Consider the following 17,046-nt stretch of genomic DNA (forward strand, 5'->3'; position numbering starts at 1 on the left):
GTGCCGAGCGCCCTCCCACTCGCCGATCCGGCCCCGTCCGACGGACTCCTCCCGGAGACGGCGGCCGTCGGTGCCCATGAGCGCAACTTCGGGGTCTACCTGCATGTGCCGTTCTGCCGGGTCAGATGCGGCTACTGCGACTTCAACACCTACACGGCGACCGAGCTCCGCGGCGCGAAGCAGTCGGACTACGCCGACGAGGCGGTCGCGGAACTCCGCTTCGGCAAGTCCGTCCTGGCGTCATCGACCGTCCCGACCGACCGGTCTCGACCGTGTTCTTCGGTGGCGGGACACCGACCCTCCTTCCCGCTGACGACCTGGTTCGGATGCTCCGTGGCGTGACGGACAACTTCGACCTCGCGCCCGGCGCTGAAGTGACGACCGAGGCGAACCCCGACTCCGTCGACGCCGCCTACCTCCGCACGCTCGCCGAAGCCGGATTCACCCGGGTGTCCTTCGGGATGCAGTCCGCGGTGCCGAGCGTGCTCGCCACCCTCGAGCGCACGCACGATCCGGCTCGGGTGCCGCTCGTCGTGCAGTGGGCTCGCGAGGCCGGCCTCGGCGTCAGCCTGGACCTCATCTACGGGACGCCGGGGGAGACCCTGGCCGACTGGCGCGTCTCACTCGAGACGGCGATCGCTTGCGCTCCGGACCACGTGTCGGCTTATTCGCTCATCGTCGAACCCGGAACGAAACTCGCGCGCCAGATCCGCTCGGGCGTGGTGGGGACCCCCGACGAGGACCTGCAGGCCGACATGTACGAGCTCGCCGACGATCTCCTCACCGAGGCCGGCTACGGCTGGTACGAGGTCAGCAACTGGGCGACGGACGACACGCACCGCTCCCGGCACAACCTCTCCTACTGGACCGGCGAGGACTGGTGGGGTGTCGGCCCGGGTTCGCACAGTCACGTCGGAGGGGTGCGCTGGTGGAACGTCAAGCACCCGGCTGCGTACGCCCAGCGGATCGCGGCGGGGGAGTCCCCGGCCGCCGGCCGGGAGACCCTGGACGACGAGACCCGGGAGCTCGAACGCATCCTGCTGCTCACCCGCACCCGGGACGGCATCCCGATCCGCACGCTCGCACCTGAGGCTCGCACGGCGGTCGCCGGGCTCATCGCCGAGGAACTGGTCGACGCACGGCAGGCCCTACTCGGACGGCTGGAGCTCACGCGCCGCGGACGGCTCCTCGCCGACGCGGTCGTCCGCCGTCTGGTCGGCGACTGACCCTGCCGGAGACACGCAACAGCCCCGCCCGGCGGACCGGACGGGGCTGTGGTCGTACTCGACGGATCAGGCCTTGATGAACTGGATCGTGAGCGGGTAGCTGTACAGCTCGCCCTTGTTCGCCTTGATCGCGGCGATGATGCTGAACACGATCACGACGACGTAGACAGCGATGATGATGAACAGACCCACGACGACGATCGTCAGGATCGAGCCGACCACGAGCGCGATCAGCATCGTCAGCTGGAAGTTCAGCGCGGTGAGCGTGTGCGCCTTGATGAACGGGCCGCGGTCCTTGAGGACCAGGTAGCCGATCAGCGGCGGGATGAATCCGAAGAAGATCCCACCGATGTGGATGAGCGTCGACCAGAGCTTCTCGTCCGACGGGCTCATGGGCTGAGCCGCGGCGTACGGCTGCTGGTACTGCGGGGCGCCTGCGGGCGGCGGCGGGTAGGAGCCGGCAGCGGGCGGCGGCGGCGCGTAGCCACCGGCGGGCGGGGGCGGGTAGGCGCCTGCGGGCGGCTGCTGCGGAGCTGCGGGAGGGGGCGTCGCGCCGTCTCCGGCAGGCGGAACCGACCCGCCCTTCGCTGGGTCGACGGGCGGCTGAGCGTTCGGATCGGACATCTTCGCACCTTTCACGGAGAGTGATATTCAATTGGTCCAGCTGAGCGTATCGCACCAGGTGTCGCTCATCAGGGACCCACGCCTGCGGCCAACGGTATTCCTGGGGCACGGGGCCGCGCAAGGGACGGCTGCGCGGAGGCCACGATATGATTGGCAGTCAGGGTCTTCGAGTGCTGATGGTCGGCGCTCCGAGATGGATGACGGGAGGAGATCGAGATGGTGTCGGATCGCGGTCTCGAAGTGCTCCGCGTCATCGTGCAGGACTACGTCGCCTCTCGGGAGCCCGTCGGGTCCAAGACGATCGTCGACCGCCACTCGTTCGGCGTCTCCGCAGCCACCATCCGCAACGACATGGCCCAGCTCGAGGACGAAGAGCTCATCGCCGCTCCCCACACCTCTTCCGGCCGGGTGCCGACCGACAAGGGCTACCGGATGTTCGTCGACCACCTGGCCGACCGCCGTCCGCTGAACAACGCCCAACGGACGGCGATCGAGACCTTCCTGGGTGCGTCAGGCGACCTCGACGAGGTTCTGCACCGCACGGTGCGGCTGCTCTCACAGTTGACGAACCAGGTCGCGCTCGTCCAGTACCCGATGTTCTCTCGGGCACGCGTCCGGCATCTCGAGTTGGTGAGCGTCACCCCGAACCGTGTGCTCGCGGTCATCATCCTCGACAACGGTCGCGTCGAGCAGCGGCTCATCGAGACGGAGAGCCCGGTCGAGGATGACCTCATCTCGCGGCTCCGCTCGCTGTGCAACGAGGCGGTCGCGGGCCGTCCACTCCTCGACGCCCACGATGCGATCGGCGACGTCCCCGCCGACATCGCCGACCTCGACCGCGCGGCGGCCGTCCGCATCGTCGACGCGGTGCGCGAGCAGCTCTCGGCGCAGCGGCAGGACCGCCTCGTCATGGCCGGCGCCGCCAACCTCGCCCGCACCGAGGACGACTTCCCCGGCAGCATCTATCCGGTCCTGGACGCCATCGAACAGCAGGTCGTGCTGCTCCGGCTCTTCGGCGAGATGGAGTCCGAGCGCGACAGCGTGGTCGCCAGCATCGGGCGGGAGAACGCGTCGTTCGGCCTCGAGACCACGAGTGTCCTCGCCGGGAACTACCGTTCCTCTGGTGGCGAAATCGCCCGGCTCGGCGTCCTCGGCCCCACGAGAATGGACTACGCGAGCAATATGGCTGCGGTCCGCGCCGTCGCCAGGTACCTCTCGCGCATCCTCGACGCCGAGTGACGCATCCTCGTCGCGTCCCCCAACACCTTCCGCACCTCGAACGAAAGGCCTCAGTGGCTGACTACCCCGACCACTACGCAGCACTCGGTGTCGCCAAGGAGGCGACGCCCGAAGAGATCAAGAAGGCGTACCGCCGCCTCGCACGCGAACTGCACCCCGACGTGAACCCGGGTTCCGACGCCTCGGAACGCTTCAAGGAGGTCACGCACGCCTACGACGTGCTGAGCGACCCCAAGCAGCGCCAGCAGTACGACCTCGGTCCGCAGGCGGGTGGGTTCGGTGGCGGCGACGCCGGGTTCGGCGGCTTCGGCGACATCTTCGACACCTTCTTCGGCGGGGGCGGCCAGCAGCGCGGACCCAAGTCCCGCCGCGCACGCGGCGAGGACGCCCTGTTGCGCGTCGAGCTCGACCTCGACGAGGTCATCTTCGGCACCCACCGCGACCTCGAGGTCGACACCGCCGTGCTCTGCAGCACCTGCAACGGCTCCTGCTGCCAGCCCGGCACCTCACCGGTGACCTGCGACATCTGTCACGGCACCGGCTCCATCCAGCGGGCCGTCCGCTCGCTGCTCGGCAACGTCATGACCTCGGCGCCCTGCGGCACCTGCCGCGGCTACGGCACGATCATCGCGACCCCGTGCGTCACCTGCCAGGGTCAGGGTCGGCTCCGTGCTCGCCGCACCGTCTCGGTCGACATCCCGGCCGGTGTCGACACCGGTCTGCGTCTGCAGATGCCGGGGAGCGGCGAGGTCGGCCCGGCCGGCGGCCCGAACGGCGACCTCTACCTCGAGATGAAGGTCAAGCACCACGACGTCTTCAGCCGCGACGGCGACGACCTGCTGTGCACGCTCGAAGTCCCGATGACCGACGCCATCCTCGGCCGCCAGGTCACCGTCCATGCGCTCGACGGCGACGTCGAGGTCGAGCTGCGGCCGGGCGTGCAGAGCTCGGAGGTCATCACGGTCAAGGACCGCGGCGTCACCCGCCTCCGCGGGAACAGCCGGGGCGACCTCAAGATCGGCGTCCAGGTCGTCACCCCGACGAAGCTCGACCACCGCGAACGCGAACTGATCAAGAGCTTCGCTTCGGGACGACGTCAGGGTGCTCCGGCGCTCGCGCAGTTCCAGCAGGGCCTGTTCGCGAAGATCCGCGACCGCTTCCACGGCGTCGGTTGAGATGAGTTCGCTGTACCTCCGTGAGGATCTCGAATCGACCGGTGTCGGCGACTCGGTGACCCTCCGCGGGCCCGAGGCGAAGCACGCCGTCGCCGTGAGTCGGCTGCGGGTCGGCGAGACGACGTCGATCGGCAACGGTCGTGGCCTGATCGCGACCGGACCGGTCGTGCGGAGCGAGCCGGGCGAGTTGGAGATCCGCGTCGAATCCGTCGTGGTGCATCCCGAGAACCGTCCCAGGCTCGTCCTCGTGCAGGCGCTGGCCAAGGGTGATCGCGACGAACTCGCCATCCAGGCGGCGACCGAGCTGGGTGTCGACCGGATCGTCCCGTGGGGTGCCGAGCGCAGCATCTCGAGATGGCAGGGCGACAAAGCGGTCAAGGGCCGTGCGCGCTGGCAGCTCATCGTGCGCGAGGCGTCGAAGCAGTCGATCCGTGCCCGGGTGCCCGAGGTGGCCGAGGTCGTCGACACCCGCGGACTCGCGTCGATCGTCGCAGGCCGGACCGTCCTCGTGCTCGAACCCAGTGCGGCACTCGCGCTCTCGGAGCTCGACCCGTCGGCCCTGCTCGCCGAGGAACTCGTGCTCGTCGTCGGTCCGGAGGGCGGCATCTCGCCGGCAGAGCGCGAGCGGCTCGAAGCGGCCGGCGCGATCGAGGTCCGGATCGGCTCCGGAGTCCTGCGCACCTCGACGGCAGGGCCGGCGGCGATCGCCGCGCTCAACGTGCTGCTCGGTCGGTGGTGACGATCCACCAGCCCGCGCATGAGGCCGCCACGAACCTTAGACTGGTGGACATGAGTGAAGCACCGTCGGTATTCAGCCGTATCGTGTCGGGGGAGATCCCGACGACCCTCCTCGCCGAGACCGATCGGGTGATCGCGTTCGCCGACATCGCACCGCAGGCGCCTGTGCACCTCCTCGTCGTCCCGAAGACCGCCGAGTACCGCGATGTCGTGGAGTTGGCCGCCGGCGACCCCTCCTTGCTCGCTGAGATGGTCGAGGTGGCGTCGTCGCTCGCGAAGGAGCACACCGGTGGCGAGTTCCGACTCGTCTTCAACACCGGCGAGTCCGCCGGACAGACGGTCTTCCACGTGCACGCGCATGTCCTCGGCGGCTCCCTGCAGGAGGGCACCCTTGGCGGAGCCTGAGTCCACGAACCCAGACCGCCCCGCCGCCGCGCGGACGGAGGAGGTCGAGCACGTCCTCCTGGTGGACGGGCTCGCCATGGTCCGTCTCCTCGGCCCACAGGACCGACTCCTGACGACCGTCGAGCGTGAACACCCCGGTGTCTCGGTGCACGTGCGCGGCAATGAGATCACCATCACCGGCCCGACGCCGCAGGCCGACGCCGCCAGACGACTCGTAGAGGAACTCATCACCATGGTCCGAGAAGGACACGACCCGGGGCCGGCGGAGGTCAGCACCTCCGCCCGCATGCTCGGGCAGGACGGCTCAGCCTCCCCGTCGGAGGTGCTCGGGCAGGTCATCCTCACCTCGCGTGGGAAGACGATCAAGGCGAAGACCGTCGGGCAGCGGGCGTACGTCGACGCGATCGACGAGAACACGATCGTGTTCGGCATCGGCCCGGCCGGTACCGGCAAGACCTACCTCGCGATGGCGAAGGCGGTGCAGGCGCTGCAGCGCAAGGAGGTCAACCGGATCATCCTGACGCGCCCGGCCGTCGAGGCCGGCGAGCGACTCGGGTACCTCCCGGGCACGTTGACGGACAAGATCGACCCGTACCTGCGTCCGCTCTACGACGCGCTCAACGAGATGATGGACCCGGAGATCGTCCCGAAGCTCCTCGCGGCCGGGACGATCGAAGTCGCACCGCTCGCCTACATGCGCGGCCGGACCCTCAACGACTCGTTCATCGTCCTCGACGAGGCGCAGAACACCACGCCCGAGCAGATGAAGATGTTCCTCACCCGGCTCGGGTTCGGGTCCAAGATCGTCGTGACCGGCGACGTCACGCAGATCGACCTGCCGACCGGTGCGTCCGGTCTGCGACTCGTGACCCGCGTGCTCAAGGACGTCGACGACATCCACTTCGCCCAGCTCACGAGCGAGGACGTCGTCCGCCACACCCTCGTCGGTCGGATCGTCGACGCCTACGGCGAGTACGACGCCGTCCGGCAGGCGCAGCGGTTCGAGCGCGAGCAGGCCGCCGAGTTCGCCAACCGTGCCGAGCGTCGCGGCGCAGCCAGAGACCACCAGCCGAAGCGAGGACGCTCATGACCATCGAGATCAACAACGAGTCCGGCGTCGCCGTCGACGAATCGCGCATCCTCGCCCTGGCGTCGTTCGCGCTCGATGCGATGCACGTGAGCCCCGATGCCGAGCTCGCCATCGTCCTGGTCGACGAGGGCGCCATGGAGCAGCTGCACGTCCAGTGGATGGACGAGCCGGGACCGACCGACGTCCTGAGCTTCCCGATGGACGAGCTCCGTCCCGGTACCGAGGAGAACCCGACGCCGCCCGGGCTGCTCGGCGACATCGTGCTCTGCCCGCAGGTCGCCGAGACGCAGGCGGCCGCCGCGAAGCACTCGACGATGGATGAACTCCAGCTCCTCACCTGCCACGGTGTGCTCCACCTGCTCGGGTACGACCACGCGGAGCCCGACGAGGAGAAGGAGATGTTCGGCATCCAGCGGGACATCCTCCTCGCCTTCGCGCTCCAGGAGAGACGACGCACCAGCTGATGTCCCTCGTCGCCGTCTTCGTCATCGTCGCGTTCCTGCTCGTCGCGTTCGCGGGTCTCATGGCCGCAGCCGACGCCGCGATCGGCGTCCAGTCGGGCGCGGACATCCTCGACCTGGCAGAGAGCGCCCGCTCGGGATCGGCGCTCCGCGCCATCGCAGCCGATCCGGGTGCGCATGTCAATGCGATCAACTTCATCCGGATCCTGGCCGAGACCACCGCCGCCGTCCTCGTCACCCTTGCACTGGCCTCGTCGATCGACGAGTTGTGGCTCGTCCTCGTGCTCGCGGTCGTCATCATGACCGGCACCTCCTTCGTGCTCGTCGGTGCGAGCCCGCGAGGCGTCGGCCGAACCCACGCGAGCGGAGTACTGCGCTTCAGCGCTCCCGCCATCCGTGCTGCACGTGTTGTCCTCGGCCCGGTCGCGAACGTCCTCGTCTCCCTGGGCAACCGGGTGACCCCGGGGCTGCCGCGTTCGGTCTCCTTCACCTCGGAGGAGCAACTGCTGAGCATGGTCGACGAGGCCGCCGCGCACTCGGTCCTCGAAGAGGACGACCGCGAGCTCATCCACTCGATCTTCGAGTTCAACGAGACGCTCGTCCGCGAGGTGATGATCCCGCGCACCGACCTCGTGAGTCTGCAGCGCGATCTCAGCGTCCGCGAGGCGCTCGAGGTGTTCCTGGAGACGGGGATCTCGCGGGCGCCCGTCAGCGACGGCGACATCGACGACCTGGTCGGCATCCTGTACCTGAAGGACCTGGTGCGAGCGATGTTCGGTGGCGACGGCGTCACCGAGGTGGGCTCGATCGAGCCGCTCCTGCGGCCGGCGAGCTTCGTACCCGAGTCCAAGAAGGCCGATTCGCTCCTGCAGCAGATGCAGAAGGAGTCCAACCACATCGCGATGGTCGTCGACGAGTACGGCGGCATCTCCGGTCTCGTCACCCTCGAGGACCTCATCGAGGAACTCGTCGGCGACATCTCCGACGAGTACGACACCGACACCCCCGAGATCACCGACCTGCAGGACGGACGGTTCCGGGTCGACGCCCGCCTGCCGGTCGACGAGCTGGGGGAGTTGTTCGGCCTCGAACTCGACGACGACGACGTCGACTCCGTCGGCGGCCTCCTGGCGAAGGCCCTCGGTCGGCTGCCCGTCGTCGGATCGACGGTGTCGACCAACGGCCTCGAACTCACCGCCGAGCGCGTCGAGGGGCGGCGGGGACGCATCCTCACCGTCATCGCCCAGCGCGACGACCAGCTGCAGGACGCCCAGCAGGCGTCCAACGACCACCGGGAGCACCCATGAACGACACCACCCCTCCGTCCGACTTCCGAGCGGGGTTCGTGTCCTTCGTCGGGCGCCCGAACGTCGGCAAGTCCACGCTGACCAACGCCCTCGTCGGTGAGAAGGTCGCGATCACGAGCTCGAAGCCGCAGACCACGCGTCGCGCGATCCGCGGCGTCGTGCATCGCGACCACGGCCAGCTCATCGTGGTCGACACCCCCGGCATCCACCGCCCGCGCACCCTGCTCGGCCAGCGGCTCAACGACCTCGTGCAGTCCACCCTCTCCGACGTCGACGTCATCGGGTTCTGCATCCCCGCCAACGAGAAGCTCGGCCCCGGCGACCGCTTCATCAACGAGTCGCTCGACGGCTTCCCGCGCGCCAAGAAGGTGGCGATCGTCACGAAGACCGACACCGCCAGCCGGACGACGATCGCCGAGCAGCTGCTCGCGATCTCGGAGCTCCGGGACTGGGACGCCGTCATCCCGCTGTCCGCGGTGACCGACGACCAGCTCGACATCCTCGTCACCGAGGTGACGAAGCTCATGCCGCTCTCGGAACGCCTCTACCCGGCCGAGGCCACCACCGACGAGACGGTCGTCGACCGCGTGTCGGAGCTCATCCGTGAAGCCGCGCTCGAGGGCGTCCAGGACGAGCTGCCCCACTCGCTCGCCGTGACCATCGACGACATGATCCCGCGCGAGGGGACCGACCTGCTCGACATCTACGCGAACGTGTTCGTGGAGCGCGACAGCCAGAAGGCGATCATCATCGGGAAGGGCGGCTCCAGGCTCCGCGACGTCGGGGCCCGGGCCCGCGCCGGGATCGAGCCACTCGTCGGATCGAGGGTCTTCCTCTCCATCCGCGTCAAGGTCGCGAAGGACTGGCAGCGCGACCCGAAACTGCTCGGTCGCCTGGGATTCTGACCCGGATCCGGTCGACCGTCGGCACTGTGGGCCCGCGCGGATCCGGGCGGGTGGTCTCCGTTACCTGAACGTGACTTGCGTGTCTGCTTTGGGCCCGCTGTGGAACCCGTCGTCTGGCCGACAGGCTCGCGAGCGCGCGGACATACTGGTCCTCGGGGTCGCGAGAAGGAGTCCGAGTGTTCGACTGGTTGCTGGCCATCAGGCTGGATCGTCCGGAGCTCCTCGTCTGGGTCGGCGGTGCCGCCGTCCTCCTGGCGATCATCCTGATGACCGGGCGCCGAACGGTTCGCGGCTGGCTGACGATGCTGCTCGTGGCGAGCGGTGGGGCGCTCCTCGCCTATGCCACGGCCTGGTTGCTCGGTGACGTGCTCGACGTCTTCGGGATCGAACTGACGCCGGTCACCCGTGCGTGGGCGGCGGTCGGGTTCGCCGGCGCCGCCCTCGCGATCGCAGCGATCGTCCGGACCAGGGCGTGGCGGGTCGTCGTGGCAAGCTTCGCGGTCCCGGTCTTCCTGCTCATCGGGGCGGTCGGCGTGAACCAGGACTTCGGTGAGTTCGCGACGGTGCGGGCGGCGCTGGGGATCAGCCCGTACCAGTCGTTCTCGGCCCTGCCTGCCGCCCGGGGGACGACGACGACGTGGCAGCGACCCGCCGATCTGCCGAGCGGCGGGCGGGTCGAACACGTGGACATCCCGGCGACGACCTCCGGGTTCGCCCACCGGGACGCGCTCGTCTACCTGCCACCGGCCGCCCTGGCCGCACACCCGCCGGCACTGCCGGTCATCGAGGCGTTCAGCGGTCAGCCGGGAGAGCCTGCCGACCTGTTCGCGTCGGCTGGGATCGCCGGGATCCTCGACCGCTTCGCCGCCTCGCATGCGGGTCTCGCACCGATCGTGGTCGTGCCCGACCAGCTCGGTGCTCCGGACCGCAACCCGATGTGCGTCGACGGGCCGCTCGGCAACTCGGCGAGCTACCTCGCGGTCGACGTCCCCGCGTGGATCTCGGCGCACCTCCCGGTGTCCGCATCGCGGACGGACTGGTTCATCGCCGGCTTCTCGCAGGGAGGGACCTGTTCCATCCAGCTCGGCGCCGCGCACCCCGAACGCTACGGCGGCATCCTCGACATCTCGGGGGAGGTCGTCCCGTCCATCGGACCGACGACGATCGCACAGGGCTTCGGCGGGTCGGCGACGGCGTACGAGGCTGCAGCCCCCTCCGCGATCCTCGCCGCACACGCCCCGTACGCGGACACCGTCGGTGTCTTCGGCTACGGCAGCGACGACAGCCGCTACGGTCCCGGCGTCCGGCGGGTCGCCGCGATGGCCTCGGCCGCCGGCATGCGGACGACGACCTTCGTCTCCGACGGGACGGCGCACGACTGGCACACCGTGCACACGGTGTTCGAGCGAGCGCTCCCCGTGATCGCCGCACGATTCGGGCTCGCCTGATGCGCGCGGGGAGGGCGACGCCGTTCGGTCGACTCGTGACCGGCGTGATCCGATCGGTGCCGATGAGCATCGGGATCACGGCGCTGGTGCTCGTGGTCAGTGCGTTCGTGTGGCGGACGCCGCCGGTGGCGACGCCGGCCTGGCGGTCGGCGATCCGTGAGGCGGCGGGCGTGGGGTACGAGCAGGTCGTGGTCGACGGGCACTGGTGGGCACTCCTGACCGGCGCCCTGGGAACCGACGGGGTGCTCGGGCTCCTCGCCTTCCTGCTGATCGGCGTCCCCGCACTGGTGCTCGCCGAGCGACGGTTCGGCGCAGCCAAGACGCTCCTGGCGGTGCTCGTGACCGCGGTCGCCGGGAACGCGCTCGCCATCGGGCTCCAACTCCTGGGCACGCTCGGCGGCGAGTTCTGGAGCGGCGAGGTCGCCCGCATCGTGGCCTTCGACCCCGTGGCCGGCGCGCTCGGCGCCCTCGCCGCGTCGAGTGCGTTCCACGGGCCGCTCTGGCGTCGGCGGATCCGCGCGTTCGTCGTCGTCGGTGCGCTGATCGTGCTGCTGTACTCGGGACTCCCGCAGGATCTCGCGCGACTGTTCGCAGCGCTGGTCGGCGTCCTGCTCGGGATCGTGCTCGCCGGGGCCACCCCGTCGGTGCGACGCGTGCGGAGCTCGCACCACGAGACCCGGGTGCTCCTGGCGTCAGTGGTCGCGATGATGGGCGTCGGACCGCTCATCACCTTCCTGTCCGGCCGGCACCTCGGTCCGCTCGCGCCGCTCGTGCTCCTGCTCGAACAGAACATTCCGGACGCCGGACGGGTCATCGGGCAATGCCGCACGGTCGGCGTGTCAGCACAGTGCCTGCGCGACCTCACGCTGGTGCGCGTCGACGGCTTCGGAGCGGTGCTCTTGTCGGTGGTCCCCATGATCGCCCTGCTCTTCGCGGCGTGGGGCCTGCTCCGCGGCAGACGGTTCGCGGTCTGGTTCGCCACGGCGATCATGGTGTCCTTCGCCGTCCTGAGTGCGCTGTCGCTCGGGGCGGGGGTGCGACTCCACCCGACGGGACACCCCTCGTCGTTGCTCGGGACGGGGCACGGTGCGCAGCAGCGGTCCGTCGAGATCGCGATAGCACTGTGGGCGGCGATCCTGCTGCCGCTCGTCGTGGCGGCGCTCCTGGTCGTGCTCCGTCGTGGGTTCCCCGTGCGGGCCACCCGACGTAGCGCCTGGGGGTATCTCGCCCTGGTCGGCGCGTCGTGGGTCGTGCTCGCCGCGCTCTTCGTCGTCGTCGCCCTGCTGCAACCCGGAGGATTCTCGCCGAGGCCCGACGTGTGGGAAGTCCTCCGTGCGGCGCCAGAGCGTTTCGTCCCCGCCGCGTACCTGCGGAACGTCCTCCCGGGCTTCGTGCCGGTCGCGCCGCTCACCGGCGTGGTGTTCCACGCCGTCGGACCCGTCTGGTGGAGCATCATCCTGCTCGGCGCGGTCTGGCCGCTGAGCCGGGTCGCGAACGCCATCGCGCCGGCCGACGAGCGCCGCCTGCGCGAGCTCCTGGCCGAGGGCAGCGACTCCATCGGGCACATGGCCACCTGGCCGGGCAACCTCACCTGGTTCGACCCGGAGCGCAACGCTGGCATCGCCTATCGGATCGTCGCCGGGGTCGCTGTCACCACGGGCGGATTCTTCGGGATGCACCGCCACGAGCAGGGGTGCTCGAGCGGTTCATCGAGCACTGTGAGGACTCGGGCCTGACGGTGGCGTTGTACAGCGTGGACGAGCAGACCGCAGGAGCGCTCCACCGGATCGGTTGGCGCACCGTGCAGGTCGCCGAGGAGACGGTCCTGCACCCGCAGGGCTGGAGCATGGTCGGCAAGCGCTGGCAGGACATCAGATCCTCCGTGAACCGAGCCGATCGTGCGGGGATCACCGCTGTCTGGTCGACCTACGGGGCGCTCGGCGTCGGGCTCGCGGCGCAGATCGCCGAGATCTCCGAGGAGTGGGTCGCCGAGCGGAAGCTGCCCGAGATGGGGTTCACCCTCGGTGGGATCGACGAGCTCGTCGACGAGGAGGTCCGGCTCCTACTCGCGGTCGACGAGCAAGGACGGCTGCACGGTGTCACGAGCTGGCTCCCGGTCCGACGCGATGGTGAGCTGGTCGGTTGGACCCTCGACTTCATGCGGCGTCGGACGGATGGCATGAACGGCGTCATGGAGTTCCTCATCGCCGAGGCCGCCGCTCGGTTCAAGGAGGACGGCATCGAGGAGATGAGCCTCTCCGGAGCTCCGCTCGCGCGCTCGAGGAGCGCCGAGCAGCCGGAGACGGACGGGATCGACCGGGTCCTGACCTACCTCGGGAACGTGCTCGAACCCGTGTACGGGTTCCGCTCGCTCCTCGCCTTCAAGGGGAAGTTCCAGCCGGAGGAGCGTCCGCTCGTCCTCGGCTACGCGGACCCGCTGACCCTCCCGGCGATCGGCATCGCGGTCGGGCGCGCGTACCTCCCGGACGTGTCCGTGCGAGACCTCGCCTCGTTGGTCACCTGATCGGCCGCGCGGGGGAGTGCTATGCTGACGACGTGTTCTCCGGTCTGCTCCTCCTTAGCTGCCGCGACGAGTCCTAGTTCCAGGCCTCCCTCGTCGCGGAGTTCGTCATTGGCTCACCCCCAATCCCACGAGGAGATCCCAGGATCATGAAGAACACCCAGACCCCATCAGGCATGCCGGTCCATCGCTACCGCGCCTACCAGGACCAGTTCGACGTCTCGCTGCCCGATCGCACGTGGCCTGACCGTCGGATCACCGAGGCCCCGCGCTGGTGCGCCGTCGACCTCCGCGACGGCAACCAGGCCCTCATCGACCCGATGAGCCCCGAGCGCAAGCGCATCATGTTCGACCTGCTCGTGAAGATGGGCTACAAAGAGATCGAGGTCGGGTTCCCAAGCGCGAGCCAGACCGACTTCGACTTCGTCCGCAGCCTCATCGACGAGGGTGCGATCCCCGAGGACGTCACCATCCAGGTGCTGACCCAGGCACGCGACCACCTCATCGAACGCACCTACGAGTCGCTGCGCGGCGCGAAGCAGGCGATCGTGCACCTGTACAACTCGACGAGCATCCTGCAGCGCGACGTCGTGTTCCGCAGCGACAAGCAGGGCATCATCGACCTCGCCCTCCACGGCGCCCGGAAGTGTCGCGAGATGGAGTCGACCGTCCCCGGGACGCAGATCTACTACGAGTACTCGCCGGAGAGCTACACCGGTACCGAGCTCGAGTTCGCCGTCGACATCTGCAACCAGGTGGTCGAGGTCCTCGAGGCGACCCCCGACCGCAAGGTCATCATCAACCTGCCGTCGACGGTCGAGATGGCCTCGCCGAACGTCTACGCGGACTCGATCGAATGGATGAGCCGCAACCTGGCCAACCGCGAGAACATCATCATCTCGCTGCACCCGCACAACGACCGCGGGACCGCGATCGCGGCAGCCGAGCTCGGCTACCTGGCCGGCGCCGACCGCATCGAGGGGTGCCTCTTCGGGAACGGCGAGCGCACCGGCAACGTCGACCTCGTCGCGCTCGGCATCAACATGTTCACGCAGGGTGTCGACCCGCAGATCGACTTCAGCGACATCGACGAGGTCAAGCGGACGGCCGAGCACTGCAACCAGCTGCCGGTGCACGAGCGGAGCCCGTGGGCGGGCGACCTCGTCTTCACGGCCTTCAGCGGTTCGCACCAGGACGCGATCAAGAAGGGCTTCGAGGCGATGTCCGTCGACGCCGTCTCCCAGGGAAAGGACGTCGCCGACCTCGAATGGGCCGTGCCGTACCTGCCCGTCGATCCGCAGGACCTCGGGCGCAGCTACGAAGCGGTCATCCGCGTGAACTCGCAGTCGGGCAAGGGCGGCGTCGCCTACCTGCTCAAGACCGATCACGCGATCGACCTGCCGCGTCGCCTGCAGATCGAGTTCTCCGGCGTCGTCCAGGCGAAGACCGACGCCGAGGGTGGCGAGGTGACGAGCGGTCAGATCTGGTCGATCTTCCAGGACGAGTACCTTCCGGCAGCGGTCGCGGATGCCAAGTGGGGTCGGTTCGAACTGCAGTCCACGAAGACGTCGAGCGACCTCACCGGCACCGTGGTCCTCGAGGTCGCCCTTCGCGACGGTGAGCAGGTCGAGGAGCGCACCTCGACCGGCAACGGCCCGATCGCGGCCTTCCTCAACCTGCTCTCCGGGCGCGGCATCGAGGTCACGCTGTACGACTACGTCGAGCACACGCTGAGCGCCGGAGGCGACGCCGAGGCGGCCGCCTACGTCGAGCTCCAGGTGAACGACCAGCGCCTCTGGGGCGTCGGCATCGACGGCGACATCGCCACGGCCTCGCTCAAGGCCGTCGTCTCGGCGGTCAACCGGGCCGTGCGCACGCAGGTCGAGGCGCGGGAACTGGCCTCCATCTGACGATCCCGCTGCGCCGGGTCGGCCTTCGGGTCGGCCCGGCGCAGCGCTGTCCTCCGGCGTACACCCGGAGGATGATCTTCCCGCGCGAGGACGGGGTGACCGGCCGCCAGGTCGTACGGTTGGGGGATGCTCCGCTCGCTCCGACCCGGCCAACTGGCCCTCGACATCGCGCTGCCCTCGGTGCTGTTCCTCGTCACGTTCGCGGCATACGCCGCTCGGCCGACCCAGTACGTCATCGTCCTGCTCGGCATGTGCGTGGCGCTCGCCCTCCGCCGCCTGGCTCCCGGGATCTCCCTCGCCGTCGCCTGGGTCACGGCGCTGGCTCAGATGCTGCTCCTCCTGGCACCCGATCCCGCGAACTTCGCGATCCCGGTCGTGCTCTACGCGGCGGCGAGTTACGGCGGACGGGCCCTGCGCTGGATCTCCTTCGCCTCCGCGTTCGTCGGAGCCGGGCTCATCGCGTTCTATGTGATCGTCGTCCCGAGCTGGACCTCCAACATCTCCGCTGAGATCAGCACCTTCGGTCTGGCGAACGACATGACACCGGTCGCGCAGGTGACGGTCGGGCTGTTCATGTTCCTCGCGTTCGCCGCCTTCTTCGGCCTCGCTTGGACCGCAGGTGTCCTCATGCGCACCTGGCGGCTCGCCCGCGAGAGCCGACAGGCGCAGCTCCTGGCCGAGCGCGACGTCGCGGTCGAGCAGGAGCGCAACCGGATCGCGCGCGACATGCACGACGTGGTCGCGCACTCCCTCGCCGTCGTCATCGCGCAGGCCGACGGTGCCCGATATGCGCTGGCCGCAGACCCGGACTCGGCCGACCAGGCGTTGCGGACGATCTCGAGCATCTCCCGCGAGGCCCTCGCCGACGTCCGGGTGTTGCTCGCTCAGTTGCGGTTCCAACAGACCGAGGGCCCGCAGCCGGTCATGGCCGACCTCGACCGGCTCTACGAGCAGTTGCGAGGAGCCGGACTGGACGTGGTGGTCCAGAGCCACGGTCAGGAACGCCCGGTGGCGACCGGTTCGCAGCTCGCCGTCTACCGGATCATCCAGGAAGCGCTCACGAACGCGCTCCGACACGGCGACCATCGGGGGCCGATCGACGTCCATCTCGACTGGACCGGACCCGAGCTGCAGCTCTGGGTCGTCAACCGGGCCAAGGTCGAACCGCCGAAGGCCGGCACGGGGCACGGACTCGCCGGGATGAACGAGCGCGCTACGCTGGCAGGCGGCAGGTTCGGGACGACCCTGGTGGACGGTCTCTTCACCGTCTACGCATCGATTCCGTACGCGACGGTGGGAGTGACGAGATGACCGATCCGAGTGACGCGACGGCAGCGGGGGCGATCACGATCGCGCTAGTCGACGACCAGGCGCTGTTCCGAGGCGGGATCCGCATGCTCATCGGGTCGCAGCCGGACCTCCGTGTCGTCGGCGAGGCCTCCGACGGGCGTCAAGCGGTCGAGCTGGCCGCACGCACGCGCCCGCAGGTCATCCTCATGGACGTCCGGATGCCGGTCATGGACGGGATCGAGGCGACGAAGACGATCCTGGCGGAGGCGGACGCGCGCGGGGGTGAGCGGCCACGGATCGTCGTGCTGACCACCTTCGACCTCGATGAAGCGGCCGCGACGGCCATCCGAGCCGGGGCGAGCGGGTTCCTGCTCAAGGACGCGGAGCCGGAGTTCCTGCTCGCAGCGATCCGCACGGTCCATGCCGGGAACGCGGTCATCGCCGCGTCGGCCACCCGCGAACTGTTCGAGCACTTCCAGCAGGCGCCGGCCGCTCCAGCCGCACCGCAGCGCTATGCCGAGCTCACGGCGCGCGAGCGGGAGATCTTCCTCCTCGCGGCGCGCGGGCTGAGCAACTCCGAGATCGCCGCCGCCGAGTTCCTCAGCGAAGCGACCGTGAAGACCCACATCAGCCGGATCTTCGCGAAGCTCGAGGTGCGCGACCGGGTCCAACTCGTCGTGTTCGCCTTCGAACACGGCTTGGTCTGA

At 69.3% G+C, this 17,046-nt stretch carries 15 protein-coding genes and 1 pseudogene; 15 read left to right on the forward strand and 1 reads right to left on the reverse strand.

Annotation, left to right across the window (positions count from 1 at the left end; translation table 11 throughout):
• Positions 1-1,226 (forward strand): annotated as a pseudogene (gene hemW / locus FGL15_RS17825) (radical SAM family heme chaperone HemW).
• Between the two features lie 66 nt (positions 1,227-1,292).
• Here the strand turns inward: hemW and FGL15_RS21115 are convergent.
• Positions 1,293-1,850, reverse strand: coding sequence for a DUF4870 domain-containing protein (locus FGL15_RS21115; protein ID WP_234993956.1), 558 nt, complete (start codon positions 1,848-1,850; stop codon positions 1,293-1,295).
• 216 nt (positions 1,851-2,066) lie between these two features.
• Between FGL15_RS21115 and hrcA the strand changes: the two genes are divergently transcribed.
• The 14 genes from hrcA to FGL15_RS17895 all read left to right on the forward strand — a co-directional run bounded on the left by hrcA (position 2,067) and on the right by FGL15_RS17895 (position 17,046).
• On the forward strand, positions 2,067-3,089 hold the full coding sequence (gene hrcA, locus FGL15_RS17835; protein WP_138946907.1) for a heat-inducible transcriptional repressor HrcA: 1,023 nt from the start codon (positions 2,067-2,069) through the stop codon (positions 3,087-3,089).
• A 53-nt stretch (positions 3,090-3,142) separates the two neighbouring features.
• Entirely contained in the window at positions 3,143-4,264 is a 1,122-nt protein-coding gene (gene dnaJ / locus FGL15_RS17840) for a molecular chaperone DnaJ (RefSeq protein ID WP_064293629.1), read from the forward strand.
• 1 nt (position 4,265) lies between these two features.
• Entirely contained in the window at positions 4,266-5,003 is a 738-nt protein-coding gene (locus FGL15_RS17845; RefSeq protein WP_138946908.1) for a 16S rRNA (uracil(1498)-N(3))-methyltransferase, read from the forward strand.
• Positions 5,004-5,053: 50 nt separating this feature from the next.
• Positions 5,054-5,407 (forward strand): HIT domain-containing protein, encoded by a 354-nt coding sequence (locus FGL15_RS17850; protein ID WP_064293856.1) that lies wholly within the window; start codon positions 5,054-5,056, stop codon positions 5,405-5,407.
• Positions 5,408-5,483: 76 nt separating this feature from the next.
• Complete coding sequence (locus tag FGL15_RS17855) at positions 5,484-6,497, forward strand: PhoH family protein (protein ID WP_240773989.1); 1,014 nt, start codon at positions 5,484-5,486, stop codon at positions 6,495-6,497.
• Positions 6,494-6,961, forward strand: coding sequence for an rRNA maturation RNase YbeY (gene ybeY, locus FGL15_RS17860; protein WP_079705750.1), 468 nt, complete (start codon positions 6,494-6,496; stop codon positions 6,959-6,961). The genes FGL15_RS17855 and ybeY overlap by 4 nt, the downstream gene beginning before the upstream one ends.
• A complete protein-coding gene (locus tag FGL15_RS17865) occupies positions 6,961-8,265 on the forward strand; it encodes a hemolysin family protein (protein ID WP_138946910.1) in 1,305 nt (434 codons plus the stop codon). Before ybeY ends, FGL15_RS17865 begins: the two co-directional genes overlap by 1 nt.
• Positions 8,262-9,170 (forward strand): GTPase Era, encoded by a 909-nt coding sequence (gene era, locus FGL15_RS17870; RefSeq protein ID WP_079705752.1) that lies wholly within the window; start codon positions 8,262-8,264, stop codon positions 9,168-9,170. The genes FGL15_RS17865 and era overlap by 4 nt, the downstream gene beginning before the upstream one ends.
• Before the next feature lie 176 nt (positions 9,171-9,346).
• Positions 9,347-10,618 carry an esterase family protein gene (locus tag FGL15_RS17875; protein ID WP_138946911.1) on the forward strand — a complete coding sequence of 424 codons (1,272 nt, stop codon included), beginning with the start codon at positions 9,347-9,349 and terminating at the stop codon, positions 10,616-10,618.
• Positions 10,619-10,653: 35 nt separating this feature from the next.
• Positions 10,654-12,354 carry a hypothetical protein gene (locus FGL15_RS20420; RefSeq protein ID WP_168223432.1) on the forward strand — a complete coding sequence of 567 codons (1,701 nt, stop codon included), beginning with the start codon at positions 10,654-10,656 and terminating at the stop codon, positions 12,352-12,354.
• 2 nt (positions 12,355-12,356) lie between these two features.
• Complete coding sequence (locus FGL15_RS20425; protein WP_240773991.1) at positions 12,357-13,142, forward strand: bifunctional lysylphosphatidylglycerol flippase/synthetase MprF; 786 nt, start codon at positions 12,357-12,359, stop codon at positions 13,140-13,142.
• 146 nt (positions 13,143-13,288) lie between these two features.
• The gene (leuA, locus tag FGL15_RS17885; RefSeq protein ID WP_138946913.1) at positions 13,289-15,049 is read left to right on the forward strand and encodes a 2-isopropylmalate synthase; all 1,761 of its coding nucleotides are present in this window, start codon (positions 13,289-13,291) and stop codon (positions 15,047-15,049) included.
• 126 nt (positions 15,050-15,175) lie between these two features.
• A complete protein-coding gene (locus FGL15_RS17890; RefSeq protein WP_138946914.1) occupies positions 15,176-16,360 on the forward strand; it encodes a sensor histidine kinase in 1,185 nt (394 codons plus the stop codon).
• Positions 16,357-17,046, forward strand: a complete 690-nt coding sequence (locus tag FGL15_RS17895; protein WP_079705757.1) for a response regulator transcription factor — start codon at positions 16,357-16,359, stop codon at positions 17,044-17,046. Before FGL15_RS17890 ends, FGL15_RS17895 begins: the two co-directional genes overlap by 4 nt.

Source organism: Plantibacter sp. M259, from assembly GCF_006065115.1.
Classification (GTDB): Bacteria; Actinomycetota; Actinomycetes; order Actinomycetales; family Microbacteriaceae; genus Plantibacter; species Plantibacter auratus.

Excerpts from the sequence above, each read along its gene's own strand:
- hrcA (WP_138946907.1), top strand. The coding sequence starts at position 2,067 with ATGGTGTCGGATCGCGGTCTCGAAGTGCTCCGCGTCATCGTGCAGGAC.
- FGL15_RS17865 (WP_138946910.1), top strand. The coding sequence starts at position 6,961 with ATGTCCCTCGTCGCCGTCTTCGTCATCGTCGCGTTCCTGCTCGTCGCG.
- FGL15_RS17895 (WP_079705757.1), top strand. The coding sequence starts at position 16,357 with ATGACCGATCCGAGTGACGCGACGGCAGCGGGGGCGATCACGATCGCG.
- FGL15_RS21115 (WP_234993956.1), bottom strand. The coding sequence starts at position 1,850 with ATGTCCGATCCGAACGCTCAGCCGCCCGTCGACCCAGCGAAGGGCGGG.
- FGL15_RS17845 (WP_138946908.1), top strand. The coding sequence starts at position 4,266 with ATGAGTTCGCTGTACCTCCGTGAGGATCTCGAATCGACCGGTGTCGGC.
- leuA (WP_138946913.1), top strand. The coding sequence starts at position 13,289 with ATGAAGAACACCCAGACCCCATCAGGCATGCCGGTCCATCGCTACCGC.
- FGL15_RS17890 (WP_138946914.1), top strand. The coding sequence starts at position 15,176 with ATGCTCCGCTCGCTCCGACCCGGCCAACTGGCCCTCGACATCGCGCTG.
- FGL15_RS17855 (WP_240773989.1), top strand. The coding sequence starts at position 5,484 with ATGGTCCGTCTCCTCGGCCCACAGGACCGACTCCTGACGACCGTCGAG.
- era (WP_079705752.1), top strand. The coding sequence starts at position 8,262 with ATGAACGACACCACCCCTCCGTCCGACTTCCGAGCGGGGTTCGTGTCC.
- ybeY (WP_079705750.1), top strand. The coding sequence starts at position 6,494 with ATGACCATCGAGATCAACAACGAGTCCGGCGTCGCCGTCGACGAATCG.
- FGL15_RS17850 (WP_064293856.1), top strand. The coding sequence starts at position 5,054 with ATGAGTGAAGCACCGTCGGTATTCAGCCGTATCGTGTCGGGGGAGATC.